Source organism: Nakamurella sp. A5-74, assembly GCF_040438885.1.
GTDB lineage: Bacteria > Actinomycetota > Actinomycetes > Mycobacteriales > Nakamurellaceae > Nakamurella.
The window spans coordinates 2,962,900-2,979,917 of sequence record NZ_CP159218.1; the positions used below are offsets into that span (position 1 = coordinate 2,962,900).

14 protein-coding genes are annotated in these 17,018 nt (G+C 68.3%); 1 reads left to right on the forward strand and 13 read right to left on the reverse strand.

Annotation, left to right across the window (positions count from 1 at the left end):
• Nucleotides 1-89 precede the first annotated feature (89 nt).
• The 8 genes from ABLG96_RS13585 to ABLG96_RS13620 form a co-directional block, all read right to left on the reverse strand.
• Entirely contained in the window at nt 90-1,568 is a 1,479-nt protein-coding gene (locus tag ABLG96_RS13585; protein WP_353647908.1) for a glycoside hydrolase family 3 N-terminal domain-containing protein, read from the reverse strand.
• The gene (locus tag ABLG96_RS13590; protein ID WP_353651503.1) at nt 1,565-2,473 is read right to left on the reverse strand and encodes a carbohydrate ABC transporter permease; all 909 of its coding nucleotides are present in this window, start codon (nt 2,471-2,473) and stop codon (nt 1,565-1,567) included. The genes ABLG96_RS13585 and ABLG96_RS13590 overlap by 4 nt, the downstream gene beginning before the upstream one ends.
• Before the next feature lie 2 nt (nt 2,474-2,475).
• Entirely contained in the window at nt 2,476-3,384 is a 909-nt protein-coding gene (locus ABLG96_RS13595) for a sugar ABC transporter permease (protein WP_353647909.1), read from the reverse strand.
• Between the two features lie 10 nt (nt 3,385-3,394).
• A complete protein-coding gene (locus ABLG96_RS13600; protein ID WP_353647910.1) occupies nt 3,395-4,675 on the reverse strand; it encodes a sugar ABC transporter substrate-binding protein in 1,281 nt (426 codons plus the stop codon).
• A gap of 109 nt (nt 4,676-4,784) precedes the next feature.
• On the reverse strand, nt 4,785-5,975 hold the full coding sequence (locus tag ABLG96_RS13605; protein ID WP_353647911.1) for an Rv2578c family radical SAM protein: 1,191 nt from the start codon (nt 5,973-5,975) through the stop codon (nt 4,785-4,787).
• A 124-nt stretch (nt 5,976-6,099) separates the two neighbouring features.
• Complete coding sequence (locus ABLG96_RS13610; protein WP_353647912.1) at nt 6,100-6,243, reverse strand: hypothetical protein; 144 nt, start codon at nt 6,241-6,243, stop codon at nt 6,100-6,102.
• Complete coding sequence (gene hisS, locus ABLG96_RS13615; protein ID WP_353647913.1) at nt 6,240-7,574, reverse strand: histidine--tRNA ligase; 1,335 nt, start codon at nt 7,572-7,574, stop codon at nt 6,240-6,242. The genes ABLG96_RS13610 and hisS overlap by 4 nt, the downstream gene beginning before the upstream one ends.
• A 22-nt stretch (nt 7,575-7,596) precedes the next feature.
• A complete protein-coding gene (locus ABLG96_RS13620; protein WP_353647914.1) occupies nt 7,597-8,268 on the reverse strand; it encodes an MBL fold metallo-hydrolase in 672 nt (223 codons plus the stop codon).
• A 193-nt stretch (nt 8,269-8,461) separates the two neighbouring features.
• Here ABLG96_RS13620 and ABLG96_RS13625 point away from each other — a divergent pair, with 193 nt between their 5' ends.
• Complete coding sequence (locus ABLG96_RS13625) at nt 8,462-9,508, forward strand: peptidylprolyl isomerase (RefSeq protein WP_353647915.1); 1,047 nt, start codon at nt 8,462-8,464, stop codon at nt 9,506-9,508.
• 210 nt (nt 9,509-9,718) lie between these two features.
• On the opposite strand, the gene ABLG96_RS13630 is transcribed toward ABLG96_RS13625, so the two are convergent.
• The 5 genes from ABLG96_RS13630 to ABLG96_RS13650 all read right to left on the reverse strand — a co-directional run bounded on the left by ABLG96_RS13630 (nt 9,719) and on the right by ABLG96_RS13650 (nt 17,003).
• Entirely contained in the window at nt 9,719-11,992 is a 2,274-nt protein-coding gene (locus tag ABLG96_RS13630) for a bifunctional (p)ppGpp synthetase/guanosine-3',5'-bis(diphosphate) 3'-pyrophosphohydrolase (protein ID WP_353651504.1), read from the reverse strand.
• Nucleotides 11,993-12,173: 181 nt separating this feature from the next.
• Complete coding sequence (secF, locus tag ABLG96_RS13635) at nt 12,174-13,535, reverse strand: protein translocase subunit SecF (RefSeq protein ID WP_353647916.1); 1,362 nt, start codon at nt 13,533-13,535, stop codon at nt 12,174-12,176.
• Nucleotide 13,536: 1 nt separating this feature from the next.
• A complete protein-coding gene (gene secD, locus ABLG96_RS13640; protein ID WP_353647917.1) occupies nt 13,537-15,558 on the reverse strand; it encodes a protein translocase subunit SecD in 2,022 nt (673 codons plus the stop codon).
• 101 nt (nt 15,559-15,659) lie between these two features.
• The gene (gene yajC, locus ABLG96_RS13645; protein WP_353647918.1) at nt 15,660-16,007 is read right to left on the reverse strand and encodes a preprotein translocase subunit YajC; all 348 of its coding nucleotides are present in this window, start codon (nt 16,005-16,007) and stop codon (nt 15,660-15,662) included.
• Nucleotides 16,008-16,109: 102 nt separating this feature from the next.
• Nucleotides 16,110-17,003, reverse strand: coding sequence for a hypothetical protein (locus ABLG96_RS13650; RefSeq protein WP_353647919.1), 894 nt, complete (start codon nt 17,001-17,003; stop codon nt 16,110-16,112).
• Nucleotides 17,004-17,018 lie beyond the last annotated feature (15 nt).

Here is a 17,018-nt window from a genome sequence, read left to right on the forward strand (position 1 = left end):
AACCCGCTCCTGGAGCGGGTTTTCGTCATCCGGACGTCGATTTCTTGCATCGGTACGCGGTGACCACCGACGAGGTGGTGAGTCGCCTCTCAGCGACCGGACAGCCGCTCCCCCACGGCACAGGCAGTCACGGGTGCGTTGCCGTAGGAGAAGACCACCCCGGCTCGCCCGACCGGTTCCCACGCCGCAGGCCACCCGGTCCAGATCACGACAGCGTCCGGTTGCGCGGTGACTGCCCGCACCAGCTCCGCCCGATCGGTCTGCCTGCCGGCCAGCACCAGCAGTGGGCCGGCAGCTGAGATCTCCGGAACAGCGTGCAGCACAGCAGCATCGGGCCAGGTGAGTTGCAGGGTGTCGAGCAGGTGCCTGGCGATAGGGCCGGCAGCGATGTTGATGCCCGCGCGCAGATCCAGGATCGCCGGCGTTCCGGTGATCTGCGGCACCGCATCCAGCGCTCGCTCCGCCGCCTCCCGGCCGACTGCGTCGAGTGCGGCCAGCGCGACCTCCAGTTCGGTTGCGGCGCAACGCCCCTGCAGCTCGTTCAGCCGGCGGATCGCGGCCTCCCGGCGCTCCCTGGCTTCCACCAGGCGCGACTCCGGGAGCGAACCGGTCGACACCGCATCCAGGATCGCGGCCAGCGTCGCGTGGTAGATCTGCTCGTCGTCGATCGCGCGGGTGTTGCCCAGACAGAGCACATCGGCGCCGGCCTGCAGCGCGAGCACTGCTGCTCCAGGCACCCCGTGTACGTCGGCGACGGCCTTCATGTCCAGGGCATCTGTGACGGTGAGTCCCCCGAAACCCAGGTCGTCGCGCAGGATCCGGTACCACGGTGCGGACAGCGACGCGGGTTCGGCATCCACCGCCGGGATCGTCAGATGGCCGGGCATCACCGCAGCCACCCCGGCGGCGAAGGCCGCCCGGAACGGCACCAGCTCGCGGTCGCGGATCTCCTGCAGCGACAGTGCGAGCGTCGGCAGCGCGAGGTGGGAGTCGACGGCGGTGTCGCCGTGTCCGGGGAAGTGCTTGGCGCAGGCCAATACACCGGCCTCCTGCAGACCCTGGACGTAGGCCGTGACGTGTTCCGCGGCGATCCCGGTGTCGTCGGAGAACGACCGGATGCCGATCACCGGATTGGCCGGATCGGAGTTCACGTCGGCCACCGGAGCGAGGTCGACGTCAATGCCCAGCGAGCGGAGATGGGCGCCGTGCGCTGCAGCGACGCGACGGGTCAGCGCCGGGTCCCCGATCCTTCCCAGCGCAGCAGCGCCGGGAAGAGAGGAACCCGTGTGCAGCTGCACCCGGGTGACGTCGCCGCCCTCCTCGTCGGAATGGACGAGCAGAGCGCCGGCGTTCAGGCCGTGCAGCTCGTCGCACAGAGCACGCACCCGAGCAGGGTCCGGGTCGACGTTGTGACCGAACAGCACCACTCCACCGAGTCCGTCCGCCCCGGCCCGCCGCAGCCAGCCGGGGACCGACGTGCCGTTGAACCCGGGGGCCAGCGTGCCGGCGGCGAGCCTGCGCAGCTCCGCCGCACCGGTCGCCGAGGCAACGACCTCCGCGGCGCTCACCCCTTCACCCCGCCCGCGGTGAGCCCCGAGGAGATCCGCCGCTGGGCGATGGTGAAGAAGACGATCACCGGCACGCTGATCACCGTCGAGGCCGCCATGATCGGCCCCCACTCCGCGGTGTTCTGGCCGAAGAACTTCTGCAGGCCAACGGTCACCGTGTACTTCTCGTCGTCCTGCATGAACGTGAGCGCGAAGATGAACTCGTTCCATGCGGTGATGAAGGAGAACACGCTGGTGGCCACCAGACCCGGTGCGACCAGCGGCAGCAGCACCGAGAAGAACATCCGCCACCAGCCGGCGCCGTCGACGTACGCCGCCTCCTCGATCTCCTTGGGTATCGCGGCCACGAACCCGCGCAGCATCCAGATCCCGAACGGCAGCGAGAACGCGATGTAGACGACGGACAATGCCAGCAGGCTGTTCAGGGCGCCGTACTGGCGTACCTGGATGAACAGCGGAATGACCAGCGCCTCCAGCGGCACCATCTGGACTATCAGGATCATCACGATGACGGCCGTGCGGAATTTGAACTGGAACCGCGCGACCGCCACGGCGGCCAGCAGGGTGACCATCGCCCCGGCGATCACCGTGACCCCGGCGACCAGCAGCGAGTTGCGCAGGTACAGCCCGAAGGTGTCGTCGGAGAAGACCTTGTCGAAGTTGTCCAGCGTCCAGCCGGACGGGACCAGATCGGCGCCACGGAACGCGGCGTTCTTGTCGAACGCGGTGCTGATCATCCAGTAGGCGGGCAGCAGGGTGAACAGCAGCAGTGCCGCAACGGCGATCCCGAGGCCGATCCGACCCGCCGGCGAGCTCTGCTGGCGGCTGCGGGTCTGCGCACGCCTGCCGCGCCGCGGCGCGGTCGTCGGGGGCGCCACGGCCGCGGGGACACCCACTCCCTGCATGGTCACAGTTCCTTCTCCTTGAACAGGGTGCGCAGGTAGACACCGGTGATGAGCAGCAGCAGCACGGTCAGCAGGACGGCGATCGCCGATCCCTTGCCGTACTCGCCCTGGGCGAATGACTGTTGGTAGGACCAGACGCCCAGGTTCAGCACCTGGTCGTTGCCACCGCTACCGCCCGGCATGAGATAGATCTGGGTGAAGACCTTGAAGTCCCAGATGGTCGACAGGATCGTCACCACCGCGAACACCGGCTTGAGGATCGGCACGGTGATCGACCAGAACCGCTTCCGGGCATTGGCGCCGTCGATCTCGGCGGCCTCGTAGAGCTCGCTGGGCACCGTGACCAGACCGGCGAGGACGGTGATCGCGACGAACGGGAAGCCGTGGTGGATCACGTTCAACGCGGCGATCGCGTAAAAACTCACCCGGTCGGTGAACCAGTTGGTGGTGGACGGATCGAACAACCCGAGCGCGTTGAGCACGTGACTCACCAGTCCGTCGAGCGGATCGAACAACCAGACCCACACGTAGGTCCCGGTGAGTGCGGGCACCGCCCACGCCACCATCACCGCGGTGGAACAGATCCATTTCCAGACCGGACCCAGCCGGTTCAGCAGCAGAGCGACGGCGGTACCCAACGAGACCGTTCCGACCACGCACACCAGGGCGAAGACGACAGTGTTGGGCAGCACCGTCTTCCACAGCAACGGGGAGGACAGCAGCTCGGTGTAGTTGTCGAAGCCGATGTAGTTGTCCTCGCCGGAAACGAGGTTCGAGAGCGTGAAGTCCTGCAGCGAGAGCTGCACGACCCGCACCAGCGGCCAGATGAGCAGCGCGCCGAGCACCACCAGTGCCGGGGCGAGCAGCAGCCACGGCCTGGTGGTCCTGGACAGGCGTTGGGTGTCGACCATGGAGGACGGATCAGCCCTTGAACAGGGCGTTCATCTCCGTCGCCGCGGTCTTCGTCGCATCGGCGACCGTCGCCTTCCCGGTGACGACGGACTGGATCAGCTTGGTGAGCGTCTTGGCGCCCTCGACCTTGCCCCAGGCCGGGGTCACCGGCATGCTCTTGCCGCCGTCGATCATCTGCTTGGCGAACGGGGCGACCGCCGGATCATCGGTCTTGGTGGCGGCATCCAGCGCGGTCTTGCTGCCCGGGAAGTAGTTGGCCTGCTGGGCCCACTGCGCCGCGTACTTGTCCGACGTCATCAACTGGATGAACTTGTAGGCCAGGTCCTTGTTCTTCGCCGTCTTGAACATGCCCAGGTGCGAGCCGCCGAGGAAGGACGGAGCGATGCCGCCGGTCTCCCCCGGGATGGGGAAGGCGCCGATCTTGTCCTTCAGAGCGGGCGCATCGGTGGCGATCTTGGTGAGCGTCCAGTTGCCGGTGATGACCATCGCGGTCTTGCCCGACTCGAAATTCTTCAGCAGATCCGTCTCCTTCCACGTCTGGGCAGCAGGCGTGGAGAAGCCCTTGGTGGCGAGCCCGGTGTAGAAGTCGAGGCCCTTCTGGGCCTTCTCGGAGTCGATGGCCGCGGTCCAGGTGCCGCCGGTGTCGGTGGCGACCTCACCGCCGGCGCCCCAGACGAACGGCATCGCGCAGTAGGTGCACTCACCGGCCACGGCGAACGGGATGACGTCCGGCTGGCTGGCCTTGATCTTGGTGGCGACCTGCTCGATCTCGGCCCAGGTGGTCGGCGGCTTGACGCCGGCCTTGGTGAACATGTCCTTGTTGTAGACGAAGGAGCGCACCCCGGCGTACCACGGCATGCCGTAGAGCTTGCCGTCGACGGTGCCCGCATCCACGAGCCCCTGCACGAGGTTGTCCTTGCCGGTGCCGACCCGATCCGTGAGATCCTCGAGCGCTCCCGCAGCGGCGAACTCCGGCGTCCAGGTGGTGCCGACCTCGGCGACGTCCGGCGTGGTGCCGCCGGCGATGGCGGTGGTGAACTTGTCGTGGGCCTCGCCCCAGGGCTGGAACTGGACGTCGAGGGTGGTGCCGGGGTTCTCCTTCTGGAAATCGGCCTTGACCGAGTCGAAGAAGGCGGTGGCGTCCGGATTGGTGCCCTGCATGATCCAGACCGTCAGCTTCTGCGCGTCCCCCGTACCGCCCGAGCCGGCATCGTCCGATCCACAGGCGGACACAGTGAGCAGCAGTGCTGCCCCCGCGACGACCGCTGACCTGAATGACCTGAACTTCATGTGATCCACCTTCCGCGAGCTCACGCCCGTCACGTCAGAAACTAACTGCAAGTGAAACTATCAGGTAGTTTTTGCACCCGACAGCCCTACGGCGCGGAAAATCTGCAGATCAGAGCAACCGCAACTGCTCGCCGTCCGTTCGGCCGCCGGATGAACGTGGCACTGCGGCGGTTCGGGTCACCACCGGTGCGGTGGCATCGGGGTGACGACCTGCGGGTCCAGCATGACGGACCGGCCCTGAGAACACGAGGCCGGTGAACCGGGGCGTCGTGCCGTCGACCGCCGAGTTCTCGTCCCAGCTCGTCACCTGTTCCGGGCTGGAGGATCCCCGCAGACCCGCACCGGCCATGGCGTTGCGAAAACGCTGGTCGATCTCGCTGCGGTAGTCCGCGGGCAGGTACGCCCCGCGTCGGTACAGCGCGACGTAGGTGTCCAGCAGGTCCGGGCGGTAGCCGGCAAGCCACTTCAGGAACCAGTCCTTGGTGCCTGGTCGCAGGTGCAGACCGATGGCGCTCACCGAGGTGACGCCGGCGTCGGCGAGCTCTCCGACCAGCTCGTCGATCTGCTGCTGGGAGTCCGTGAGGTGCGGCAGCAGCGGCGCGACCAGTACACCGCACTGCAGACCTGCCGCGCGGATCCGCCGGATCAGCCACAGCCGGGCACGCGGCGACGGCGTGCCCGGTTCCAGCGAGGCCTGCAGCTGCTCGTCCAGCAGGGCCAACGACAGGCCCACCCCGACCGGCACCCGGGTAACTGCGTGCTCGAGCAGCGGCAGATCCCGCCCCAACAGCGTGCCCTTGGTGAGGATGGAGAACGGGGTGCCCGTGTCGGCGAGCGCCTCGATGATGCCGGGCATCAACCGATATCGACCTTCCGCCCGCTGGTACGGGTCGGTGTTCGTACCCAGAGCCACCTGCTCCCGCTGCCAGGACGGCCGCGCGAGCTCCCGCCGCAGCACGGCGGCGACGTTCACCTTCACCACGATCTGCCGATCGAAGTCGTCGCCCGGATCGAGTTCCAGGTAGGTGTGGGTGTTGCGGGCAAAGCAGTAGGTGCAGGCGTGGGTGCACCCGCGATACGGGTTCACCGTCCAGGAGAACGGCATGCGCGACGCCGCCGGAACGCGATTGAGCGCGCTCTTGGCGCGCACCTCGTGGAAGGTGATCCCGGCGAAGTCCGGCGGCCGGACTGAGCGCACCACGCCGGGCGGCTCGGGCATGCCAGGCAGCGACGGATCCGCGTCTGCGCCGTCCCACCCGGGGCCGCGCTCCGCGTCGACCCGTTGTCCGTCCCATCTCACACCTCCATCGAACACACGTTCGAGGTGCGAGTCAACCGAGGACCGGTGCGTCCTGGATCGTGGGCTCGAGTCCTTCGTCTCTCGAGCACCGTCGACTCGGCGGAGGTGGATCCGGCGGGACCCGTCAATCCAGCAGCTGCACCGGCAGCTGTCCGTACTGCTCGACGAACCGGGCACCGAGTTCCGGCAACGCCGCCTGCACCGCACCGAGCAACCTGCCCGGCGGTGAGCCGGGGTCCGGCGGACCAGGCGCGGCAGACACGCTCAAGAAGACACCCTGGCGATGCCCGGCTTCAGATCGGTGTCCGGCGGTGTCCAGGTCGTAGCGTCGGCGTCGACCTGATCGCCGCTGCGGATGTCCTTGACCTGGTCGCCGCTCTCCCCGGCCGACGGGAACCAGACGTACGGGATGCCGCGTCGTTCGGCGTAGCGGATCTGTTTGCCGAACTTGGCTGCCGACGGCGCGACCTCACAGGCGATCCCCCGCTGCCGCAGCTGCTGGGCCACCTCGGTGGATCGCGCCCGGTCCTCGTCCTGCACCAACGCCACGAGCACCGCTGCGGGAGTGCCGCGGTCGGCGGTCACCAGGTTCTTGCCGATCAGCAGCCCGAGCAGCCGGGAGACGCCGATGGAGATCCCGACGCCCGGATACGACGTGCGACCGTCCGAGGCCAGCGCGTCGTACCGACCCCCTGAACAGAACGAGCCCCACGACTCGTAGCCGATCAGCTGGGTCTCGTAGACCGTGCCGGTGTAGTAGTCGAGCCCGCGGGCGATCTTCAGATCGGCCACCACCGTGCCGGCCGGGGCGGCGGCGGTGGCCGTGGCGATCACGGCAGCCAGCGCATCCAGACCCTCGTCCAGCATCGGGTGGCTGACCCCGAGCGCCCGGACCTGGTCGACGAAAGACGTGTCGGGGGTGCGGATCTCGGCGAGCGCGAGACACGCAGCGGCCTGCTCAGGCGTGGCCCCGTCGGCGATCAACAACTCGCGGACAGCAGCCGCTCCGATCTTGTCCAGCTTGTCGATCTGCCGCAGGGTGCCGGTGACGTCGGTGAGACCGATGCCGCGGTAGAAGCCCTCGGGGATCTTGCGGTTGTTGATCTGCATGACGTACGCCGGGATCGGCAACCGGGCAAAGGTGTCGGAGATGACGAGCGGGATCTCCGACTCGAAGTGGGGGGCCAGCGAGCCGGCATCCACGATGTCGATGTCAGCCTGGGTGAACTCCCGGTAGCGGCCCTCCTGCGGTCTCTCACCGCGCCAGGCCTTCTGGATCTGGTAGCGGCGGAACGGGAACTGCAGCTTTCCCGCGTTCTCCACCACGTACCGGGCGAACGGCACCGTCATGTCGAAGTGCAGCCCCCACCTGGCCGCCTCGCCCTCACCGCCGGCGAGCCGGGACAGCACGTAGATCTCCTTGTCGGTGTCGGCGCCCTGCGCGGACAGCCGCTCGATCGGTTCGATGGAGCGGGTCTCGACCGAGCTGAACCCGTGCAGTTCGAAGGTCTCCCGGATGACATCGAGGAAGTGCTGCTCGACGATCCGGTCGGCCGGCAGGTACTCGGGGAATCCGCTGATCGGACTGATCTTGCTCATCGTCCTACTCTCCCAGCCGCACTCACCCGGCGAGAAACGGGTTCCCCGCGCGCTCGGCGCCGATCGTGCTGCGCGGACCGTGCCCCGGGAGCACCACGGCGTCGTCGGGCCGGGTGAGCAACCGGGAACGCAAGGATTGCTGAAGCTCGTCCCACGAGCCACCCGGCAGGTCGGTACGTCCGACCGAGCCGGCGAACAGGGTGTCGCCGGTGAAGAGGATCTCCGGACGGGCCTCGGCCGCGTCCTGCTCGGCGGCCAGCCGGAACACCACCGAACCCGGGGTGTGGCCAGGGGTCCGATCGACGTCGATCCACAGCCCGGCCAGCTCGATCCGGTCCTGCAGCAGCTCCACCTGGTCCGGACGCAGCCCGTCCAGCGGGAAACCGGCGAGCGCCTGTCGCAGTTCGTCGCTGAGGCCGGACATCGGGTCGGCCAGCAGGTGTTCGTCGGCCTCGGCGATGAGCGCCGGGATGCCGGCAGCCCGGCAGACTTCCGCGGCGGCCGCGATGTGGTCGAGGTGTCCGTGGGTGAGCAACACCGCGGACGGCGTCAGCCGGTGCTCGGCGAGCAGCGCTGTGAGCGGAGCGGCTGCATCCTGGCCGGGGTCCACCACGAGGCACGGCTCCCCGGGCCCGGTGGCGACCACGTAGCAGTTGGCCTGGAACGCACCTGCGGGAAATCCGGCGATCAGCACGCTTCCCAGCGTAGGCGGCGGGCACGGTCCGCATCCCCGGCCGGCCCGCGGAGAGATCTGCTCAGCGCTTTCCTATCGTCCTCCCAGGCCTGCGCACGGGCGCGGACCTGTCGCTGCCCTAGACTCTGCGGTCGGACCCGGCACCAGGCCGGACCGTCATTTCGTGCTCGAGTGCAGTCCAGGAGGATCCCCGGTGCCGACGAATCAGCAACGACGCGAAGCCGCCAAGCGGAAGCTGCAGCGTCAGCTGGTCCGACGCGAGGAGCAGCGGGCGCGCCGTCGGCGCACCACGCTGATCGTCGGCAGCGTCGCGGTGCTGCTCATCGCCGCAGGCGTGGTGCTGGCGATCACCACCTCGAACAAGGAGGCGGACACCGCCGCGTCAGCGGACCCCAGCGCCAGCAGCAGCTCCGACGAGTCGGCACCCACCAGCTCGGAGGGTCCGGTCGCACCGTGCACCTACACCGCCGGCGGCACCGCGGCGAAGAAGGTCGAGCTGCCGGGCAACACCTCTCCCGAGCAGACCGGGAAAGTGGCCGCGACCCTCTCGCTGAACGGTGAGACCGTCGACGTTTCGCTGGACCGCAGCCTCGCGCCCTGCTCGGTCAGCTCCTTCCTCTCGCTGGCCGCCCAGGGCTTCTACGACAACACCACCTGCACCCGCCTCACGAAGAGTGCTGCACTCAACGTGCTGCAGTGCGGCGATCCCAGCGGGAAGGGCAACGGTGGCCCCGGCTACACCTACCAGCCGACGGCCCCGACCGTTGACAAGCCGTACCCGGTCGGCACGCTCGCGATGGCCAACGTCCCCTCCTCGCAGGGGGCACCTGCCGAAGAGGGATCGCAGTTCTTCATCGTCTACGGCAAGACCGAGATCCCGGCGTCCTACAGCGTGATCGGCACCGTGTCGACCGCTGGGATGAAGGTGGTGGACGCGATCACGACCAAGGGCGTGAACGACGATCGCCAGGACGGTGCGCCGAACGCGGAGGCCAAGATCGAGTCGATCAAGGTTCCCGAGGCCGCTGTCACCGCCAGCACCGTCTGGAGCACGCCGTCTTCGGCGGACCCCAACAGTGGCGCGAACGACTCCACCGGTGCCGTCCCCTCGGGATCGGCATCGACGTCGGGCTCCGACGGATCAGCCACCTCGGGTGCGGCATCCACCACCGGCGCCGAGTCCTCGGGCGCGGTCTCGACCGGAGAGTCGTCGAGCGCGGGCCAGACCACCACGAACTGATGTCCTCGGCGCCGGCCGTTCGTCTGCGCCCGGCGCGGAAGCGACCGTCACGTCCGCGAACCGGGGGTGGGAAGCGACCGTCACGTCCGCGAACACTGGCGGGAAGCGACCGTCACGTCCGCGAACACTGGCGGGAAGCGACCGTCACGTCCGCGAACACTGGCGGGAAGCGACCGTCACGTCCGCGAACCGGGGTGGGGCGGGAACCCGTCAGGCGCTGGTGACCCGGTAGACGTCGTAGACGCCGTCGACCGCGCGGACGACGCGCAGCAGGTGCCCGAGATGCTTCGGGTCGGCCATCTCGAAGGAGAACCGGCTGATCGCCATCCGGTCCTTCGACATCGACAGGTTCGCCGACAGGATGTTGACCTTCTCGTCGGCGAGCATCTTGGTGATGTCGGACAGCAGCCGGTGCCGGTCCAGGGCCTCCACCTGGATGGTGACCAGGAACACCGACGCGGTCGACGGGTCCCAGCTGACCGGAACGTTCCGGGCCTGATCGGCGCGCAGCGCATCGGCGTTGGTGCAGTCGGTGCGGTGCACCGAGATCGCACCGCCCTTCGTGACGAACCCGAGGATCTCGTCGCCCGGCACCGGGGTGCAACACCGCGCGAGCTTGACCTGGAGATCGGCATCGCCCTGTACCAGGACGCCGGAACTGCCCTGGGTGGAGCGACGCCGGACGACCGCAGGGGTGGTCTTCTCGGCGATCTGCTCACCGGCAGCCTCGTCGCCGCCGTGACCGGCGACCACCCTGGCGACCACCGTCTTCGCCGAGACGTGGTTCTCCCCCACCGCGGCGTACAGCGCAGCGATGTCGCGGAATCCGAGATCGTGCGCCGCGTCCGCCATGATCTGGTGCGAGATGAGTCGCTGCAGCGGAAGCCCTTCTCGCCGAACAGCTTTGGCGATCGCGTCCTTGCCGGACTCGATGGCCTCCTCGCGCCGTTCCTTGGCGAAGTACTGCCGGATCTTGGTCTTCGCCCGCGATGAGGTGACGAAACCCAACCAGTCGCGACTGGGCCCGGCGCCCTGCGCCTTGGACGTGAAGATCTCGACGATCTGACCGCTGGCCAAGTGCCGTTCGAGGGGCACCAACCGGCCGTCCACCTTGGCCCCGATGCAGCGGTTGCCGACCTCGGTGTGCACCGAGTAGGCGAAGTCGACGGGGGTCGACCCGGCCGGCAGGTTGTGCACGGCACCCTTCGGGGTGAAGACGAAGATCTCGCTGGAGGCCATCTCGAACCGCAGGTTCTCCAGGAACTCACCGGGGTCGCCGGCTTCCCGCTGCCAGTCGAGCAACTGCCGCATCCAGGCCATCTCGTCGACGCTCGTCCCCGCGCCGACGTGGGTGCCCTTGGTCTCCTTGTACCGCCAGTGCGCAGCGATGCCGAACTCGGCCGTCTGGTGCATGTCACGGGTCCGGAACTGCACCTCGAGCGGTTTTCCCTGCGGGCCGATGACGGTGGTGTGCAACGACTGGTAGACGCTGAACCGGGGTTGGGCGATGTAGTCCTTGAACCGGCCCGGCATCGGCGCCCACATGGCGTGCACGACGCCCATCGCCGCGTAGCACTCGCGCACCGACGAGACCAGGATCCGGACGGCCACCAGGTCGTGGATCTCATCGAACTCACGTCCGCGGACCTGCATCTTCTGGTAGATCGAGTAGTAGTGCTTGCCGCGACCGACCACCTCGGCGTTGATCTTGGCGGCGGTCAGCTCGGCGTCGATCTGTTCCTTGACCTCCGCGAGGTACTCATCGCGTGAGGGGGCCCGATCGGCGACCAGCCGGACGATCTCGTCGTACCGCTTGGAGTGCAGGATCGCGAACGCCAGATCCTCGAGCTCCCACTTGATGGTGGACATGCCCAGTCGATGTGCCAGCGGCGCAAGGACTTCCAGCGTCTCTCTGGCCTTGCGGGCCTGCTTCTCCGGCGGTAGGAAGCGCATCGTGCGCATGTTGTGCAGTCGGTCGGCGAGCTTGATCACCAGCACCCGCGGGTCCTTGGCCATCGCGATGATCATCTTGCGGATCGTCTCGGCCTCGGTGGCGTCGCCGAAGCTGACCTTGTCCAGCTTGGTGACGCCGTCGACCAGGTGCGCCACCTCGCTGCCGAACTCCGCCTCGGCATTCTCCAACGTGTACGGGGTGTCCTCGACGGTGTCGTGCAGGAGCGCGGCGACCAGCGTCGTGGTGTCCATCCCGAGGTCGGCCAGGATCGTCGCCACCGCCAGCGGGTGGGTGATGTAGGGATCACCGGACTTGCGGAACTGACCGCGGTGCGCCTGCTCGGCCACCTCGTAGGCATGCTGCAACGTCTTGACGTCGACCTTGGGGTGCAGCGTCCGGTGCACCGAGATGAGCGGCTCCAGGACGGCGGTCCGACCGGAGGTGTTCTGCCGCTGACCGCTCATCCGCCGGGCCAACCGGGCGCGCACCCTGCGGGTGGCCGACGGGGCTGCGGCCGGCGTCAGCGCCAGATCGGCGTCGGCCTCCGGCTCGGCGACGGAGGTGTCGACCACCGTCGGTTCGGTGTCGGACGTGCCCACGGCCGCACCTCCTCACCCGTTGCTGCGGTACTTCCGGGTCAGCAGGCCCGGGAGGTCAAGCCTACCGCCGGGTAGGACGGCACTCAGCGGGGACAGCCCTGCCGGGGACGGCTCAGCGGGAGCGCTTGCCCGACGGCTTGGCGGCCTTGCCCGCCGGACGCCTACCGGGGGCCGGTCGGCTGGTCGCTGCCCGGGGCTTCGTCAGCGACGGCGTGGGGGCGTCCTCGACGAGGGTGGCCGTGGTCGCTGTGCTGCGCGGCTTGAGAGCACCGGCGGACTTCACGGGCGCCTTCATGCTCTTCGAGAGCGTCGGTGTGGTGTAGCCGACCGGGTCCCCCACCGGATCGACCAGCAGACCCTCGGATGCGCGCTTGGAGAGCACCCGCTTGGTGTGGGCGCGCAGCGAGGGGGTGCGCACCCGGAGGTCGACGGCCAGCGGTACCGCGACGAACAGCGACGAGTAGGCGCCGACGATCATCCCGACCAGCTGGACCAGGGCGAGGTCCCGCAGCGTCCCGGAGACCTGCAGCACCACACCCGCATAGAGCAGACCAGCGACGGGCAGCAGCGCGATCAGCGAGGTGTTGATCGACCGCATGAGCGTCTGGTTGACCGCGAGGTTCGCCGCCTCGGCGTAGGTGCGGCGGGTGAGCGACGTCAACCCCGCCGTGTTCTCCTGCACCTTGTCGAACACCACCACGGTGTCGTACAGCGAGAAGCCGAGAATGGTCAGCAGACCGATCACGGTGGCCGGGCTCATCTCGAAGCCGACCAACGCATAGATGCCGGCGGTGATGATCATGACCTGGATGGTGGACACCACGCCCGCGACGGCGGCGCGTTTCTCGTACCGGATCCAGATGAACAGGGCGACGGCGATCAGGAAGACGATCACCGAGATGATCGCCTGCTGCGAGACCTCGGCGCCCCAGGTGCCCGAGACCGCGGAGCTGGCGACGGCACTGGGGGCACCATCGGGGGTGGTGAGGTTGAACGCCTTCGTGAGCGCGTCACCGGCAGCCTTGGACTGCTCGGGCGACAACACGCCCGTGGTCACCTGGATGCCGGTGGAGCCGACCGACTGGACGGCCGGGGCCGATCCCGGAACCGCGTCCTCGACGACCCTGGCGATGTCCGACTCCGGGATCGAGCCGGCCTGCGCGGTCGAGAAGGTGAGCTTCGTGCCACCGGCGAAGTCGATGCCCAGGTTGAAGCCCTTGATGCCGATCAGCAGCGCCGAGATGATCACCAGCGCGATGCCGACGCCGTAGTAGGCGCGGCTGCGCTTGAGCACGTCGAACGCGCCGGTGCCGGTGGACAACCGGCTGATGAAACTCTCGTTCTCCGTACCGACGGAGTGGCCTTTCGCGGTGGCTCTCGACGCTCTGTTCGCTGTCGAACTGGTCGAGGCCTCGCTGCCGGTCGCGAAATCGGTGCTGGACGTGGAACCGCTGCCGGACATGGGACTGCTCATCTCACGCCTCCTTCGGGGTCAGGCGGGAGGTGGCTGTGCGGTGCCGCGCACCGGCCTCGGCGACTGCGCCCAGACCGGACAGCTTCGGCGAGGTGAACACCTTGGAACCGGCAGCAAGAGCGATCAGCGGATGCGTCACCAGGAACACGACGACGAGGTCGAGGATGGTCGAGAGGCCCAGGGTGAACGCGAAGCCCTTCACCTCACCGACGGCCAGCACGTACAGGATGACCGCGGACAGGAACGTCACGGCGTCGGCGGACAGGATGGTGCGTTTGGCCCGTTCCCAGCCGCGCGGTACCGCAGATCTGAAGGTCCGGCCCTCCCGCACCTCGTCCTTGAGTCTCTCGAAGTAGACGACGAAGGAGTCGGCGGTGATGCCGATCGCGATGATCAGACCGGCGACGCCTGCCATGTCCAGCGAGAGGTCCATCCAGCGCCCGAGCAGCACCATCACGGCGTAGACCAGCACACCGGACAGGACGAGCGAGAGCACGGTGATCAGACCGAGGAGTCGGTAGTAGAGGAGGCAGTACAGGATGACGAGCAGCAGTCCGATACCGCCGGCGATCAGGCCCGCCTGCAGCGACTCGGAGCCGACCTCGGCACTGACCTCGTCGGACTTGTCCAGGATGAACTGCAGCGGCAGCGAGCCGAACTTGAGCGAGTTGGCGAGCGAGGTGGCCGTGTCCTGGGTGAAACCGCCGGACACCTGGGTGGTGGGGGTGGTGATCGGCTCTCGGATCGTGGAGGCCGACAGCACCTGACCGTCAAGCGTGAAGGACGTGACCTTGCCGACGTTGGCCGTGGTGTAGGCGGCCCAGGTATTGAACCCGGTGGAGTTGAACCCGATGTTGATGACCCAGCCCGAGCCGCCCGAGTCGAGGCCCGCTGAGGCGCTGGCGACCTGGTCGCCGGGGATCAGCGTCTTGTCGAGAACGTACAGATTGATGTTCTCCGGGTCACAGGCCAGCACGGGCTTGTCGGGGTTGTCCAGGCCCTGGTACTTCAACACATCACCGCAGGTGATCGTCCCGGTCTGGATGGCCGACTGAGCCGCGGTGAGCCAGGCGGTGGAGGCTGCGGCATCGGTGCCCGACGGCTGGATCGGAATGTTGGGGTCACTGCCGGCCGGCCACTGCGGACCGGTGGCGGCACCCGAAGAACCGGGTGCCGACGAACCCGCTGCGGACGAACCGCTGCCCGACGCTCCGCTGGTGCTGGGGGCGCTGCTGCCCGAACCTGCTGCGGTCGTCGAAGGAGCTGTGGTAGGGGCAGCCGTGGTCGAAACAGCGGTGGTCGAGGCTGTTGCAGAGCCCTCCGACGGAGCACCCTGGGTGGTCATCCGCCCGGTGGTTCCCGCGTCGGCGGACGACGCGCTCGGCGTGGTGACGGCGGCGACGCGGCCACGCACCCCGTTGCTGTTCTCGGAGGCAGGAGCGGACGACCCGGCGCTGCTCTGCTCACTCGGGTTGTTTCCGATTCCGGCGGAAGCGGACGGTGCCGGGGGGCTGCTCTCGGTGATGGTGTCGCCGATGGCCGGTTCCTCGGTCGCCGAGGAGGTCGCTGACGAAGACCCGCTGCTGCCAGAGGAACTCGGAGCAGTCGAGCTCTCGGAGGCGGACGGGTCGGTACCCAGTCCGATGGGGACCGGACTGCCCTCGACGGGCCTGATGTTGAGCTTCGCGGCGCGGGTGAGAGCTGCGAGATCCTTCTGGCCGGGCACCGTGACGACGAGCTGGCTGGCGCCGTCGAGCTGCACCTGCGCACCGACCACGCCGGATCCGTTGACGCGGGTCTCCATGATCGTGCGGGCCTGCTGCATCGACTCACGGGTCGGCGCCGTGCCGTCGGCGGTCTTCGCCTGCAGCGTCACCCGGGTGCCGCCCTGCAGGTCGATGCCGAGCTTCATGGTGTTCTGCCCGGGGGTCAGGAAGACCAGGCCGTACAGCAGGACCACCAGACCCACGTACGACCAGATCAAGGTCCATGGCCGGAACTTCCCGGACTGCGTACTCGCCACGACGTGCCTCATCTTGTTCCGGGCGCAGGACACACCGGTGGTCCCGGGGTGTCCTCGCCGATGATCGGGCGAGGAAGCTCACCCGGAAAGCGTGGAGCAGGTTAGCTGATGTCGCCGCGACGCTTGTCGAGGCTGATCTCCGAAGAGGTCTCGTCGACGGGCTGCGTCAGTGCGGCCAGGTCGGCATCGTCCGTGGTGCTCGGAACGACGACCTCGCGGACCGCGGCCTTCACCCAGGTGGTGCGGAAACCGGGGGCGAGCTCGAGCTCGATGGTGTCGTCGGCGACGGCGGTGATCTCTGCGTAGAGGCCCGAGGTGGTCATCACCCGGGTACCGGGAACCAGCTGGGTCTGCATCTTCTGCACCTCAGCCACCTGACGCTTCTGCTTGCGCATGCCGAAATACATCATGGCGCCGAGAGCTGCGAACATCAGAATGGGAAGAAGCATGTTTTGCATGAGCTTTCGATCTCCTCTGGGTGGCCGGCAGCGTATGCGCAGGTCAACGTCGAGCGTACCGGAATCGAGTGGTCCCGCTCACCCTGAACGCGCTCAGGAGCCGCTGCTGATCGTCACTCCGGCCGCTGCGAGGTGCAGTTTCCCCACCAGGGAGCGGGCTTGCGCCGGCGTGTAGTTGCCGGCGATCTGGATCGTGCCGCCGGTGATCGCGCTCTGGATCGTCGGCGCGGTGATCAGTCCGCGGCCGTCGATCACGGCCAGTCGATCACCCACATGCGCGGCGGTGTAGTTGGCGATCGTCTCCTCGGCCGCACCGGTGAACGTCATCGTCGCTGTCGGCACCGCTCCCTGCAGCTCGTAGGACGCGGAGCTCGGCAGGACGGGCAGCGCCGTCCCGAGCACGAGGACCTCCTGGCTCTGCGGATCGCACACCCGATCCGATTTCGGTGTGTACTCCAGCGCGGAGCAGCCGGCGGGAGCGACAGCAGCGCTGATCACCACGCGGAGCTGGAAGGCCCAGGCGCCGACCACAGCGCGGCGTGCGAGTGCGATCTGTGCGTCCGTCGCTCCCGGCACCTTCAGCCAGAGCCGCGTCGAGCGGTCGACGGTGCCGACAGCAACGTCCTGGGCCTCGAGCGCGGATGCCGGGAACCCCTCGACGCCGCCCAGGACCATCGACACCGCAGAGACGAAGTCGGTGTCCGGCACAGTCGAAGTCCGCGTACCGGGCGCCCGGGTGGTGGCCCCAGCGCCCTCGGTCGGGACGATCGTGAGCTCCAGGTCGTACTCGGTCTGGGTGGACGAACCGGTGGGGGCTCCCGAAGACGGGGTGTCCGAGCTGGGCCGCACAGTGCTCGACCCGGACTCGACCGATCGTCCGGCCACTGTGGAGCTGCAGCCGGCCAGCACCGACCCCACCAGCACCCAGCCCCACATCCTGGTGGCTCGAGCGGCGGGGTTCCTGCGACGCGCGCATCCGTCCTTCATCCGCTGCCCTCCCCC

Excerpts from the sequence above, each read along its gene's own strand:
- hisS (WP_353647913.1), bottom strand. The coding sequence starts at position 7,574 with ATGAGCAAGATCAGTCCGATCAGCGGATTCCCCGAGTACCTGCCGGCC.
- yajC (WP_353647918.1), bottom strand. The coding sequence starts at position 16,007 with ATGCTTCTTCCCATTCTGATGTTCGCAGCTCTCGGCGCCATGATGTAT.
- ABLG96_RS13600 (WP_353647910.1), bottom strand. The coding sequence starts at position 4,675 with ATGAAGTTCAGGTCATTCAGGTCAGCGGTCGTCGCGGGGGCAGCACTG.
- ABLG96_RS13650 (WP_353647919.1), bottom strand. The coding sequence starts at position 17,003 with ATGAAGGACGGATGCGCGCGTCGCAGGAACCCCGCCGCTCGAGCCACC.
- ABLG96_RS13595 (WP_353647909.1), bottom strand. The coding sequence starts at position 3,384 with ATGGTCGACACCCAACGCCTGTCCAGGACCACCAGGCCGTGGCTGCTG.
- ABLG96_RS13590 (WP_353651503.1), bottom strand. The coding sequence starts at position 2,473 with ATGCAGGGAGTGGGTGTCCCCGCGGCCGTGGCGCCCCCGACGACCGCG.
- secF (WP_353647916.1), bottom strand. The coding sequence starts at position 13,535 with ATGAGCAGTCCCATGTCCGGCAGCGGTTCCACGTCCAGCACCGATTTC.